This is a genomic window from Knoellia pratensis (genome assembly GCF_042666395.1).
GTDB classification, from domain to species: Bacteria; Actinomycetota; Actinomycetes; order Actinomycetales; family Dermatophilaceae; genus Knoellia; species Knoellia pratensis.
On record NZ_JBHTDJ010000001.1, the window covers coordinates 946196 to 959580 of the forward strand.

At 68.4% G+C, this 13385-nt stretch carries 12 protein-coding genes; 11 read left to right on the top strand and 1 reads right to left on the bottom strand.

The genetic code is table 11. The features are described from left to right. Positions 1 to 29: 29 nt before the first annotated feature. From ACFQRE_RS04460 to ACFQRE_RS04495, 8 genes are all read left to right on the top strand, one after another. Complete coding sequence (locus ACFQRE_RS04460) at positions 30 to 947, top strand: carbohydrate ABC transporter permease (protein ID WP_380119368.1); 918 nt, start codon at positions 30 to 32, stop codon at positions 945 to 947. After that, positions 947 to 1762, top strand: coding sequence for a carbohydrate ABC transporter permease (locus ACFQRE_RS04465; RefSeq protein WP_380119370.1), 816 nt, complete (start codon positions 947 to 949; stop codon positions 1760 to 1762). The genes ACFQRE_RS04460 and ACFQRE_RS04465 overlap by 1 nt, the downstream gene beginning before the upstream one ends. Before the next feature lie 5 nt (positions 1763 to 1767). Next, entirely contained in the window at positions 1768 to 2919 is a 1152-nt protein-coding gene (gene dgoD, locus ACFQRE_RS04470; RefSeq protein WP_380119372.1) for a galactonate dehydratase, read from the top strand. Then, complete coding sequence (locus ACFQRE_RS04475) at positions 2919 to 3563, top strand: bifunctional 4-hydroxy-2-oxoglutarate aldolase/2-dehydro-3-deoxy-phosphogluconate aldolase (protein WP_380120423.1); 645 nt, start codon at positions 2919 to 2921, stop codon at positions 3561 to 3563. The genes dgoD and ACFQRE_RS04475 overlap by 1 nt, the downstream gene beginning before the upstream one ends. Further along, positions 3560 to 4504, top strand: a complete 945-nt coding sequence (locus ACFQRE_RS04480; protein ID WP_380119374.1) for a sugar kinase — start codon at positions 3560 to 3562, stop codon at positions 4502 to 4504. The genes ACFQRE_RS04475 and ACFQRE_RS04480 overlap by 4 nt, the downstream gene beginning before the upstream one ends. 63 nt (positions 4505 to 4567) lie before the next feature. Then, positions 4568 to 5797 carry a D-mannonate dehydratase ManD gene (gene manD / locus ACFQRE_RS04485; protein WP_380119376.1) on the top strand — a complete coding sequence of 410 codons (1230 nt, stop codon included), beginning with the start codon at positions 4568 to 4570 and terminating at the stop codon, positions 5795 to 5797. Continuing rightward, positions 5787 to 6326: a gluconokinase gene (locus ACFQRE_RS04490; protein ID WP_380119378.1), complete on the top strand. Its 540-nt coding sequence runs from the start codon at positions 5787 to 5789 to the stop codon at positions 6324 to 6326. Before manD ends, ACFQRE_RS04490 begins: the two co-directional genes overlap by 11 nt. 73 nt (positions 6327 to 6399) lie before the next feature. Then, positions 6400 to 7479 carry a glycerophosphodiester phosphodiesterase family protein gene (locus ACFQRE_RS04495; protein ID WP_380119380.1) on the top strand — a complete coding sequence of 360 codons (1080 nt, stop codon included), beginning with the start codon at positions 6400 to 6402 and terminating at the stop codon, positions 7477 to 7479. On the opposite strand, the gene ACFQRE_RS04500 is transcribed toward ACFQRE_RS04495, so the two are convergent. Beyond that, positions 7464 to 8279 (bottom strand): SGNH/GDSL hydrolase family protein, encoded by an 816-nt coding sequence (locus ACFQRE_RS04500; protein WP_380119382.1) that lies wholly within the window; start codon positions 8277 to 8279, stop codon positions 7464 to 7466. The two genes, ACFQRE_RS04495 and ACFQRE_RS04500, sit on opposite strands and share 16 nt — an antisense overlap. A 132-nt stretch (positions 8280 to 8411) precedes the next feature. On the opposite strand from ACFQRE_RS04500, the gene ACFQRE_RS04505 reads away from it, so the two are divergent. From ACFQRE_RS04505 to clpB, 3 genes are read left to right on the top strand one after another with little or no spacing between them, the layout of a single operon-like run. After that, a complete protein-coding gene (locus ACFQRE_RS04505) occupies positions 8412 to 9269 on the top strand; it encodes an SGNH/GDSL hydrolase family protein (RefSeq protein ID WP_380119384.1) in 858 nt (285 codons plus the stop codon). 15 nt (positions 9270 to 9284) lie between these two features. Further along, on the top strand, positions 9285 to 10769 hold the full coding sequence (locus tag ACFQRE_RS04510; RefSeq protein ID WP_380119386.1) for an LCP family protein: 1485 nt from the start codon (positions 9285 to 9287) through the stop codon (positions 10767 to 10769). Positions 10770 to 10796: 27 nt separating this feature from the next. After that, positions 10797 to 13364 carry an ATP-dependent chaperone ClpB gene (gene clpB, locus ACFQRE_RS04515; protein ID WP_380119388.1) on the top strand — a complete coding sequence of 856 codons (2568 nt, stop codon included), beginning with the start codon at positions 10797 to 10799 and terminating at the stop codon, positions 13362 to 13364. Positions 13365 to 13385 lie beyond the last annotated feature (21 nt).

Here is a 13385-nt window from a genome sequence, read left to right on the forward strand (position 1 = left end):
AAATCCACAGCAGCGAAGGTGAACCACCCATGTCAGCTGACGCGCTCCCCGTCACGGGAACCTCAGGGTTCTCGCGCTGGGCGAACAACCACCGCAAGTGGCTCTTTGCCTCTCCCGCAATGGCATTCGTCACCGTGCTCATCATCTTCCCGGTGGCGTGGACCGTCTATCTCAGCCTCACCGACGCCGAGGGCTCCGTGCGAGCGGAGAAGGAGTTCGTCGGAGCCCAGAACTACCTCGACGTCCTCACCGACACCGCGCGCTTCTGGCCGGCGGTCTGGCGCACGGTCCAGTTCACCGGTGTCGTGCTCCTCGTCGAGGTCGTGCTCGGGATGGCCATCGCCCTCCTGCTGTGGCGTCCGTTCCGCGGCGAGAAGTGGGTCCGGGTCGCCATCCTCATGCCGCTGGTTGCGACGCCTGTCGCGGTCGGCATGATGTGGCGACTCATCTTCGACCCCAACATCGGCCTGGCCAACCAGGCCCTCGGGTGGGTCGGCATTCCAGCACAGCCGTGGCTGGCCGGTGAGAACTCGGCGCTGTGGACGACGATGTTTATCGACATCTGGCAGTGGACACCGATGGTGGTCCTCATCCTTCTCGCAGGCCTCACGTCCCTGTCGGACGAGCCGCAGGAGGCCGCCCTCATCGACGGAGCGAACGGGTGGCAGCGCTTCCGCTTCATCACCCTCCCGCTGATGAAGTCGACCGTCCTCGTCGCGATCCTGCTCCGCGGCATCGACGCGCTCAAGACGTTCGACATCCTCTATGCCACCAAGGGCAAGGGCGGTGGCAGCTACCACGAGGTCGAGACACTCAACGTCTACGCCTACGGCCTGAGCTTTGACTACAACGAGTACGGCACCAGCTCGACGGTGCTCATCATCTTCTTCCTCCTCATCATCGGCTCCATGTGGGTCATCACCTCACGTCGGAAGGCGGACCACTGATGCGCAGCGGAACGGCATACAAGGTCTTTCGCGTCGGGGCACTGGTCCTCGTCGTCCTCGCCCTCCTCATGCCCCTCATCTGGATGGTCGCGGCGTCGCTCAAGACGAACGTCGACATCTATGACACGAGCAAGGCGCTGCTCTTCTCGCCGACCGTCGAGAACTACAAGACCGTCCTCGACCAGGCCAACTACGTCACCTTCATCATCAACAGCCTGTGGGTGGCCTTCGCCTCGACCGTGCTGTCGCTGCTTCTCGGTGTCCCGGCGGCCTACTCGATGAGCCGTTTCACGATGAGGCGCTCGGCTCTCGTCGTGCTCATGGCGCGCGTCATCCCCGGCGTCTCGCTGCTCGTCCCGTGGTTCTACGTCTTCTCGAACCTCAGGCTCGTCGGCGGATTCACGGTCCTGGTGCTGAGCCACATGTTCGTGTCGCTGCCGCTCGTCGTCTACATCATGATGGGCTATTTCGACGGCATGCCCCTGGAGCTGGAGGAGTCGGGTCAGATCGACGGGCTCACCCCGATCGGTGCCTTCCGGCGGATCACGCTGCCGCTGTCCACGCCCGGGATCGCCACGGCCGGCATCCTGGCGTTCATCTTCTCGTGGAACAACTTCATGTTCGCCCTGGTGCTCTCGGGCGCCAAGACCAAGACTCTGCCGGTCGCCATCTTCGACTTCGTCGGGTATGCCGCGATCGACTGGGGTGGCCTCATGGCCGCCGCCACCGTTGTCACGGTGCCGATCATGATCCTTGCCCTCCTCGCCCAGAAGTACGTCGTCTCCGGCCTCACCGCCGGTGCGACCAAGGGCTGATGGGGATGGCATCGATGATTGAGCGGATCGAGACCTTCCTCGTCGCCCCCCGCTGGCTGTTCGTCCGGATCGAGACCTCGGACGGACTCGTCGGCTGGGGAGAGGCAACCTGCGAGGGCCGCTCCGAGACCGTGCGCACCGCGGTGGAGCAGCTCGCCGAGATGGTCATCGGCGGTGACCCGGAACGCATCGAGGACCACTGGGCGGTGATGACCAAGGGGTCGTTCTATCGCGGCGGCCCGATCCTGGGCAGTGCCGTGTCCGGCATCGACCAGGCGTTGTGGGACATCAAGGGCAAGAGGTATGCCGTGCCCGTGCACCAGCTGCTCGGTGGGGCGGTGCGTGATCGGGTCCGTGTCTATGGCTGGGTCGGCGGGGACGAACCGAACGAGGTGCGTGATCACATCGCCGAGCAGATGGCGGCTGGCCTCACGGCGGTGAAGATGAACGCGAGCGGGCGCATGTCGCCGCTGGGGACCGTGGCCGAGATCGACGGTGTCGTCGCCCGCGTCGCTGCCGCTCGTGAAGTGCTCGGAGACCACGGCGACGTGGCCGTCGACTTCCACGGGCGCTTCACCCTCGCCAACGCGCGCCGGGTCGCACCTCTGCTCGAGCCCTATCGGCCGATGTTCCTCGAGGAGCCGGTGACTCCGGAGAACTCACACCTCATCGGTGAGTTCGTCCGTTCGACGACGACTCCGGTGTCGACGGGGGAGCGGCTCTATGGCCGCCAGGAGTTCCTTCCGGTCCTGCAGGCCGGGGTGGCCGTGGTCCAGCCCGACCTCTCGCACGCCGGTGGGATCACCGAGGTCCGCAAGATTGCCTCGCTCGCCGAGACCTTCGACGCTGCGCTGGCACCGCACTGCCCGCTGGGGCCCTTGGCCCTCGCGTCCTCCCTGCAGGTGGCCTTTGCGACGTCGAACCACCTCATCCAGGAGCAGAGCATCGGCATCCACTACAACCAGGGGGCGGACGTCCTGGACTACCTCGTGGACACGAAGCCGCTGGAGTTCGTCGACGGCCACATTGCGCGGCTCACTGGACCCGGGCTCGGCATCGAGATCGACGAAGCCGCCGTGCGTGCTGCAGACAAGGCCGGACACGCGTGGCGCGGCCCGGTGTGGCGTCAGCCCGACGGCACGTTCGCGGAGTGGTGATGCAACCGGGACAGCTGCCTGCCCTCGTGCGGGCCCACCGCATCATGGCCATCATCCGCGGCACGTCGCAGGAGGCTGCGCTCGACACCGGCCGGGTGCTGCTCGAGGAGGGAATTCGCCTCGTCGAGATCACCCTCACGACGCCGGGCGCCCTGGCCACGATCGAGGCCCTTCGCGCCTTGGCGCCCGAGGGTTCCTTCGTCGGGGCGGGGACCGTGCTCATCGAGGACGACGTCTCCGCCGCCAAGAGCGCTGGTGCCGAGTTCGTCGTCACCCCCGCCGTGACACCCTCGGTGGCCGAGGCCGCCAGGCTCGGGATTCCCTGCGCTGCAGGGGCGTTCACGCCGACGGAGGCGCACGCGGCGTTCACCGGGGGTGCCGAGGTCGTGAAGCTCTTCCCGGCATCGACCGGCGGCCCGGCCTACCTCAAGGCCCTGCGGGACCCCTTCCCGCAGATTCCCTTCATGGCCGTGGGCGGTGTCGGGATCTCCGAGGCTCGGGCCTACCTCACGGCTGGTGCCATTGGTGTCGGTGTCGGGGGACCGCTCGTCGGGGACGCCGCCAACGGGGGTTCGCTCGACGCGCTGCGCCACCGCGCCCGGGCCTTCGCCTCGTGGGCGGAGGATGCGGGGGAGTCGTCGTGACCGTGGACGTCCTCACCATCGGCGAAGCCCTCGTCTCGTTCCGCTCACCGGGCCCGCTCATGTTCGGCGCCGCCCTCACCCCGGGCCTGGCGGGTGCAGAGTCCAACGTGGCCATCGGGTTGGCCCGCCTCGGGCACTCCGTCGAGTGGCTCGGCCGGGTCGGTGATGACGCCTTCGGTGGCGAGGCAGTGCGCACTCTGCGCGCCGAGGGGGTGGAGGTCGACCGTGTCGTCGTCGATGACACCGCTCCCACGGGACTCATGTTCCTCGAGCAGCGCACCGCCGATCTCACGCGCGTCGAGTACCACCGCGCCGGGTCAGCCGGTTCGCGCCTGTCACCGGAGGACATCGACCTGGTCGACTTCGAGGACGTCCGCGCCCTCCACGTCACGGGCATCACCACGGCGCTCTCTGCACCAGCCGCCGCAACCGTGCAGGCTGCCGTCCAACAGGCGTCTGCCGCAGGTGCTTTCGTCTCCCTTGACGTCAACCACCGGGCACGTCTCTGGGCCAGGGATGAGGCGGCTGCCGCCCTGCGCCACCTGCTGCCGCACCTGTCCCTCCTCATTGCCAGTGACGACGAGCTCGACCTCGTGTCCACGGGCCCCGAGGACGAAGCCGTGGCCGCCCTGCTGGGCGGACGCATCGAGCAGGTCGCCATCAAGCGTGGCGCTGACGGCGCCTCCCTCTTCACGTCAGAGGGCCGGGTGGACGCACCCGCTCGTCGCGTCACTGCGATCGACACCGTCGGAGCCGGTGACGCGTTCTGCGCTGGCCTGCTGAGCGGCCTCCTCGACGGGCTCGACCCCGCAGGCAGGCTCGACAGGGCGGCCCAGCTCGGGGCCTGGGCCGTGAGCACCTACGGGGACTGGCAGGGCCTCCCCCGCCGCCGCGACCTGGGCGACCTCGCCACCCACCGCCCGGGCGAGACGATCCGCTGACCCGCGCGCACGGCATACGCCATGAATGTGACCTGACCACAACGCAACTCGAGAGGACTGCTCGTGAAGATCGTCGCCGCAGACGTCATCGTCTCCAGCCCCGACCGCAACTTCGTGACGCTGCAGATCACGACCGACGAAGGCATCACCGGCCTCGGCGACGGCACGCTCAACGGGCGTGAGCTCGCCGTCGCGTCCTACCTCAAGGACCACGTCGTCCCCCTGCTCATCGGCCGCGACCCGCACCGGATCGAGGACGCGTGGCAGTTCCTCTACCGGTCGGCCTACTGGCGCCGCGGGCCCGTCACGATGGCTGCCATCGCCGCGGTCGACGTCGCACTGTGGGACATCAAGGCCAAGGCGGCGGGGATGCCGCTCTACCAGCTCCTCGGCGGCGCCTCCCGCACCGGGATCATGGCCTACGGCCACGCGTCGGGTCGCGACACGGAGGAGCTCTTCGACTCCATCCGCAAGCACCTCGACCTCGGCTACCGCTCGATCCGCGTGCAGACGGCCGTGCCGGGGATCAACGCCGTCTACGGGGTAGCCGCCCAGCCCAGCGCCGACGGGAAGCGCTACGACTACGAGCCGGCCCAACGCACTCCGCTCCCGGCCGAGGAGGACTGGGACACGCGCGCCTACCTGCGGCACATCCCCACGGTGTTCGAGGCCGTCCGCTCCGAGTTCGGGCCGGAGCTCCCGCTGCTGCACGACGGGCACCACCGGATGACGCCGATCCAGGCCGCCAAGCTCGGGAAGTCGCTCGAGCCCTACGACCTCTTCTGGCTCGAGGACTGCACGCCCGCCGAGAACCAGGACGCCCTGCGGCTCGTCCGTCAGCACACGACGACCCCGCTCGCGATCGGCGAGATCTTCAACACCGTGTGGGACTACCAGACGCTCATCCAGGAGCAGCTCATCGACTACGTGCGCTCGGCCGTCACCCATACCGGCGGCATCACGGCGCTCAAGAAGATCCTCGACTTCGCGGCGCAGTACCAGGTGAAGTCCGGCATCCACGGGCCCACCGACATCTCGCCGGTCGGCATGGCCGCAGCGCTGCACCTCGACCTGGCGATCCACAACTTCGGGATCCAGGAGTACATGCAGCACGGCGCGCTCACCAACGAGGTGTTCCAGCAGTCGTTCAGCTTCGAGGACGGGTACCTTCACCCGGGAGAGCAGCCTGGCCTCGGGGTCGAGCTCGACCTGGCTGCGGCGGCCGCGCACCCGTACCAAGCGGCCTACCTGCCGTTCAACCGACTGAAGGACGGAACCGTTCATGACTGGTGACCCGACGCGGCACGTCGTCGTCATGGGAGTGTCGGGCAGCGGCAAGACGACCATCGCACGAGGCGTCGCCGAAGCGACCGGGCTCGAGTTCGCCGAGGCGGACGCGTTCCACTCCGCCGCGAACATCGCCACAATGGAGCGGGGTATTCCTCTGACCGACGAGGACCGTTGGCCCTGGCTCCGGTCATTGGCCGCCTGGATGGACGCCAAGGCGGACGACGGGATCTCGACGATCATCACGTGCTCGGCGCTGAAGCGGACCTATCGGGATGTGCTGCGCGAAGGGCCGCCCTCGGTCGACTTCCTCCACCTCGACGGGCCGGCCGAGGTCATCAAGGGCCGGATGTCGAAGCGTGAGGGTCACTTCATGCCGGCGAGCCTGCTCCAGTCGCAGATCGACACCCTCGAGGCGCTCGAGCCTGGTGAGAGCGGGATGGTCCTGGACCTCGGGCAGCGTCCCGAGGAGCTCATCGAGCGAGCCCTTGCCTGGCTCGACATCGCACCGGCCGAATCCTCCGTCGCGCCCTGAGTCGTGCTGAAGTTCGCCCGCGCGTCATCTCCTCGCCGCGCGCGGTCGACTCGGCCGACCTAGCGTCGAGAGCATGACTCCACTTCGCACTCTCGCCACCCTCGCTGCCGCCTGCCTCCCACTGACCGTCGGAGCTGGACACGCGGTCGCCTCCCCCTCCGACCCGTCCGGCGCGGTCGTGCTCCCGCAGAAGACCCACTTCGACGTGCAGGCGCACCGCGGTGGACTCGGGCTGACGACGGAGAGCACGCCGCAGGGCTTCGCCAAGGCGCTCGAGCTCGGCGTCACGACCCTTGAGCTCGACACCCAGATCACCCAGGACGAGAAGGTCGTCGTCACCCACGACCGCCAGGTGAGCGCCCAGAAGTGCGCCGACACGGCGCCGGCATTTGCGGGCGACCCCGAGTACCCCTACGTCCGTGACTACATCAAGAACCTCACGCTCGCCCAGGTCCAGACGTTGAACTGCGGATTCCAGCAGCTGCCCGGTCACCCGCAGCAGGAGCAGGTCGACGGCGCGCGCATCGTCGAGCTGAGCGAGGTCTTCGACGTCGTCAAGGCACACAAAGCCCGTCAGGTCACCCTCAACATCGAAACGAAGGTTGAGGCAGGTGCCCCCGAGCAGACCGCTCCTCGCGCGTTGTTCGTCCGGCGCGTCCACGAGGAGATCGAGGCGAGTGGCCTGGCCAAGCAGGTGACCGTGCAGTCGTTCGACTGGGGCTCACTCATGGAGATGCACCGGCTCGCGCCGACACGCCCCCTTGTCGCCCTGACGAACTTCGACTTCCTCCAGGTGGGCAAGCCGGGCGCGTCACCGTGGCTCGGTGGCATCGACGCGGATGACTTCGGTGGAGACTTCGTCGCTGCTGCGGCGTCCATCGAAGGCGTCACGGCGTTGTCACCGAACTACGGATTCCCGCAGAGCGGCAAGGTCGGTGACCCCGGATTCCGCTTCTATCCGAGTGAGCAGATGGTGGCCGACGCCCACGCGCTCGGGCTCAAGGTCGTGCCGTGGACGTGCGACGACCCGGCCACGATCGAGGCGCTCATCGACATGGGTGTCGACGGGATCATCACGGACTACCCGGACCGGGTCCGCACCATCCTCACCGACCGTGGCATGCGCCTTCCCAAGGCCTATCCGGTGGGCTGACGGGCAAGGGCGCGTTGGCGGGCGAGGCGCTTCATGCCGTCTGCGGGGCGGATGGGTTCGGGCCACTTGGGCAGGGCGTGGTCGCCCTCCGACCGGCCGGTGAGTCGCCGGCGTACCAGAGGCGCCACCTCGGTGCGCAGGAAGCGACCCTCGTCGCGCACCGCCCGGCGCCACCCACGCGGCTCCCACTCGTCGAGCTCGCGCACCTTGAGGGTGTGCGGCACGCCGAGTTCGCGCAGGACGAAGGCCGCCATTCGCTTGTGCCCCAACCGGTTCATGTGGATCTTGTCGGGTGCCCAGAGACGCCGGTCGTCGTACTCCCGCATCAGCGAGTGGTCGAGCAGGGTCGCGCCGTGGGTCGACGCGAGCTCGCGCACCACATCGTTGAAGGTGAGGACGCGGCGCCTCAACGGTTCGAGCAGCGCGGTCGTGCGCATGTCGAAGGCGGTGAAAACGAGGACGTGAGCGCCACTCGCGGTGAGTCGGGTCAACGCGTCCTCGTAGCGACCCATCAGGGCGTCGAGGTCCGAACGCAACGAGAGGAGGTCGTTGCCGCCCGCATAGAACGAGATGTGCGTCGGTGCCAGGGCCAGCGCGTCGTCGAACTGGTCCTCGACGACCTGGTCGAGCACCTTGCTGCGGATGGCGAAGTTCGCGTACTCCCACCGGCGGTCGTCGCGACCCAGTTGGCGGGCCATCCGATCGGCCCATCCGCGAAATCCGTTGGGGTAGTGCAGGTTCGGATCGCCCACCCCCTCGGTGAAGGAGTCTCCGAGAGCGACGAACCGACCGGGCTGCATGCCCCATGCCTTTCACGGAATCGGCCGCACCTCAACCCGATCGGGCCCACGTCGGCTGTTGTTCGCGCAGATGTCCCGTGCCCGTCGTCGGGACGTCACAGGGCAGGCGGGCAGACGGCATACCGTCCGCTCGTGGCCAGGTTCGTCGCGCTCGGCGACTCACTCACGGAAGGGGTCGGCGACCCCCACCCCTCATGGCCCAACGGACTGCGGGGCTGGGCCGATCTCGTGGCGGCCCTGCTCGCCGCGCACGACCCCGCATCTGACTACGCGAACCTCGCGCTGCGCGGCAAGACCGCCCGCGACGTGGCTGCCGAACAGCTGCCGGCCGCCGTGGCGCTGCGGCCCGACATCGTGACGGTCTGGGCCGGCGGCAACGACATCCTGCGCCCGAGGCTGAGGCTCGACAACGTCCTGGCGCCACTCGACCACGCCCTTGCGCAGTTCGCGGCAACGACCACGGTCATCGTCTTCACCGGCTTCGAGATCAGCGGGTCACCGGCCCTCACTCCTTTGCGCTCTCGGGTCCGGGCCCTCAACACCGGATTGCGCGAGATCGCCCGGGATCGAGGTGCCCTCATCGCTGACGTGTCGGAGCGTGGCGCGTGGGCGGATCGGCGCCTGTGGGCGGGGGATCGGGTCCACCCGTCGCCGCTGGGTCACCAGCGTCTGGCGGCCCAGGTCGCGCACCTCCTCGGACTCGGCACTGTCGCCACACACGTCACCGACCCCACACACGCCACCGCCGCCCCCGAGCTGGAGCCACCGCGTCCGTCCCGGTTCGGGCAGACCCTCGCCGCAGAGATCGACTGGTGGCGCGTCCACGCTGCTCCGCACATCGCGCGGTGGGCCACGGGGGCCTCTCGACGCGAGCTCGTCGTGCCCAAATGGTCGGTGCCGGTGCGGCCTGCGGGGACCTTCCCGTGGTTCGACATCGACAATGATCTGGGGGCGAGTTCCGCGCGGTCACAGTCAAGGCCCAGCCAGTGACGGCATGATGGCCGGGTGCCCTTCCACGACGACGACTACGACGAGTACGACACCCGGGGTGCACGCCGCAGCCGCGTCCGGGGTGGGACGGGTCGATTCTTGCGCCTGACCGCTCTGAGCACGCTTCTCCCGGGTGCCGGACTCATCCCGACGCGTCGGCGTGCGTTCGGGCTGGCGCTGTTCCTGGGGGCGCTGCTCCTCGGCTCACTCTTCCTCTTCTATGCCTGGCGCAAGGGCTTCGTCGTTGCGGCCCTCGATCTCGCCGTGCGACCGCGTGTTCTGGTCGGGCTGCTCGTCGCCACGGTCGTGGGCACCCTGCTGTGGTGCGCGGGGATCGTGCTCACCGCACGCGAGACGTCACCCAGGGGTCCGGGGAGCGTGTGGCGCGCAGCCTTCGCCGTGGTGTGCTGTCTCCTTGTCATCGCCCCCGCTGCGACGGCGGCGCGCTACCTGACCATTCAGCGCGACGTCATCACCGTCCTCACCGACAACGGCGGCGACGGCGGCGCCAACGAGGACGATGCCAATGCCTGGGCCGACAAGCCCCGCGTCAACGTGCTGCTTCTCGGCTCGGATGCCGGCGACGACCGGGTCGGCATCCGCACCGACTCGATGATGGTCGCGAGCATCGACACAGAGACCGGGGACACGGTCCTCTTCGGGCTTCCGCGCAACCTCGAATACGTCCCGATCCCCAAGTCGAACCCGTTGTCGAAGCTCTGGCCCAACGGCTACGACTGCGGTGATGAGTGCCTGCTCAATGGCATCTGGACGCTCGCCACGGACCACTCCGACCTCTTCCCCGGCAATGACAACCCGGGCCTGAGCTCGACCCAGGATGTCATCGGAGAGATTCTCGGACTCAAGATCGACCGCAGCCTCGTCGTCAACCTCCGCGGCTTCCAGGCCCTCGTCAACGCGATGGGTGGTGTCGAGATCAACGTCCAGGAGCGCGTCTGCGTCAGCTGCAAGAACGTCAACGGTCGCATCGTCTTCAGCGGTGGCAAGGAGCAATGGATCGAACCCGGCCTCCAGAAGCTCGACGGCTACCACGCCCTCTGGTACGCCCGTTCGCGCGCCGGCAGTGACGACTTCAGCCGCATGCGCCGCCAACGCTGTGTCACCGGCGCGATCCTCAACCAGGCCAACCCGGTCGAGCTCCTGCGCAACTACCCGGCGCTCGCCGAGGTGGTCAAGGAGAACGTGACGATCGACATCCCCGGGTCCGAGCTGCCGGCGTGGGCCGAGCTCGTGGGCACCCTCCAGGACAAGGGATCCATCCGGAGCCTGCCGATCACCAACAAGGTCGTCAAGGTCGCCAACCCGGACTTCGACAAGATCCGCACGCTCGTGCAGTCGGCGATCAACCCCGCGTCGGCTCCCAAGCCGAGCAAGGCCACCCCGACGCCGAGCGTGACTCCCAGCCAGTCCCAGCCGGGGAGCCGCCCGACCCCGAGTGAGCCTACCGACGAGGTGGAGGACCTTGCCGCGACCTGCTGACCCCGGCCCCTTCAGGAGATCCCCACGATGGAACTGACCCCGACGACCAAGGTTGCCGAGGCGCTCGCGCTCGCCCAGCGGACGGCGCAGAGCGACGGACACCCGGAGATCACCCCCGATCACCTGGCGTTGGCGCTCTCCGAGCAGCCGGAGACGTCGACACCTGCTCTCCTCGAGGCTGCCGGCACCACCGCGTCGGCTGTCGCCTCCGCGGCGCGCTCCGCGCTGTCCCGTATGCCGGTGAGTTCCGGTCCCAGCACCACCACGCCTGCGCTCGGGCAGGCCGCGCTCGTGGTGCTCCAGCAGGCGAGCACCCTCATGTCCGCCAAGGGCGACACCCACCTGGCCACGGACCTCCTCGTGCTCGCCCTCGTCGAGAAGGGCGCCATCCCAGGCGTCGACCGATCGGCCGCCAAGTCAGTCGAGGCGCGCATCGGCGAGTTGCGGGCTGGCCGCAAGGTCACGTCCGAGGCGCAGGAGAGTGGGAGCGAGTCCCTCGAGAAGTACGGCACCGACCTCACCGCGCAGGCCCGTGACGGCAAGCTCGACCCGGTCATTGGTCGGGACTCCGAGATCCGCCGCGTCGTCCAGGTCCTCTCGCGTCGCACGAAGAACAACCCGGTCCTCATCGGCGAGCCCGGCGTCGGCAAGACCGCCGTCGTCGAGGGACTCGCCCAGCGCATCGTTGATGGTGATGTCCCCGAGTCACTGCGGGACAAGCGACTCATCAGCCTTGACCTCGGCGCAATGGTCGCGGGGGCGAAGTTCCGCGGTGAGTTCGAGGAGCGGCTCAAGGCCGTGCTCGAGGAGATCAGGGCGAGCAACGGCCAGATCGTCACCTTCATCGACGAACTGCACACTGTCGTGGGTGCCGGCGCGACCGGTGAGGGCGCGATGGACGCCAGCAACATGCTCAAGCCGATGCTGGCCCGGGGCGAGCTGCGACTGGTGGGCGCGACGACCCTGGACGAGTTCCGTCAACACGTCGAGAAGGACCCGGCGCTTGAGCGTCGCTTCCAGCAGGTCTTCGTCGGCGAGCCGTCGGTCGAGGACACGATCGCGATCCTGCGCGGCCTCAAGGAGCGCTACGAGGCGCACCACAAGGTCGAGATCGAGGACGCCGCGCTTGTCGCAGCCGCCTCGCTGTCGGACCGCTACATCACTGGACGCCAACTGCCGGACAAGGCGATCGACCTCGTCGACGAGGCGGCATCCCGGCTGCGCATGGAGATCGACTCCAGCCCCGTCGAGATCGACGAGCTCCGCCGTGCCGTCGACCGGCTCAAGATGGAGGAGCTGCACCTCGAGCGCGAGACCGATGACGCGAGCATCGACAGGCTGAGGCGTCTGCGCTCGGACCTCGCCGACAAGTCCGAGGCGCTCGCCGGTCTCAACGCCCGGTGGGACGCCGAGAAGTCCGGCCTCAACCGGGTCGGTGACCTCAAGGCCCAGGTCGACGAGGCCCGCACCCGCCTCGAGAAGGCTCGGCGCGAATACGACTTCGAGACCGCCAGCCGGATCGAGTTCGGTGAGATCCCCGAGCTCGAGAAGCAGCTCGCGGCCGCCGACCGAGAGGCGACTGCCAGCGCCGACCACGGCGATCTGATGGTCAAGGAGCGGGTGGGTGCGGACGACATCGCCGAGGTCATCTCGGCCTGGACCGGCATCCCGGCCGGCCGCTTGCTCCAGGGCGAGACCGAGAAGCTCCTGTCCATGGAGGCCATCATCGGGTCCCGCCTCATCGGTCAGGCGAGCGCCGTCCAGGCGGTCTCCGACGCGGTGCGACGCAGCCGGGCCGGCATCGCCGACCCCGACCGGCCCACGGGCAGCTTCCTCTTCCTCGGGCCAACCGGTGTCGGCAAGACCGAGCTCGCGAAGTCGCTCGCCGACTTCCTCTTCGACGACGAGCGGGCGATGGTCCGCATCGACATGTCCGAGTACTCCGAGCGCCACGCCGTCGCGCGGCTCATCGGCGCTCCTCCCGGCTACATCGGTCACGAGGAAGGTGGCCAGCTGACCGAGGCCGTCCGCCGGCGGCCCTACTCCGTCGTGCTCCTTGACGAGGTCGAGAAGGCCCACCCCGAAACCTTCGACATCCTTCTTCAAGTCCTCGATGACGGGCGCCTCACCGACGGTCAGGGCCGCACGGTCGACTTCCGCAACGTCATCCTCGTCATGACGAGCAACCTCGGCAGCCAGTTCCTCATCGACCCGACGTTGGGGCCGGAGGACAAGCGCGAGGCCGTCATGGCCGCGGTGCGCACGGCCTTCAAGCCCGAGTTCCTCAACCGCCTCGACGAGGTCGTGATCTTCGACCCGCTCAGTCGTGACGAGCTGGCCCACATCGTCGAGCTCCAGGTCCGTGCCCTCGGGGCCCGGCTGAGTGACAGGCGCATCGACCTCGAGGTGACCGACGCGGCACGCGAGTGGCTCGCGGACACGGGATACGACCCGGCATACGGCGCTCGTCCGTTGCGGCGACTGATCCAGAAGGAGATCGGGGACCGGCTCGCCCGAGCCCTTCTCGCCGGAGATGTCCGCGACGGCCAGACGGTCACCGTGGACCGCGGTGACGATGGGCTCACCCTCCGCTGAGCCAACCAACCGGCCAGTAGG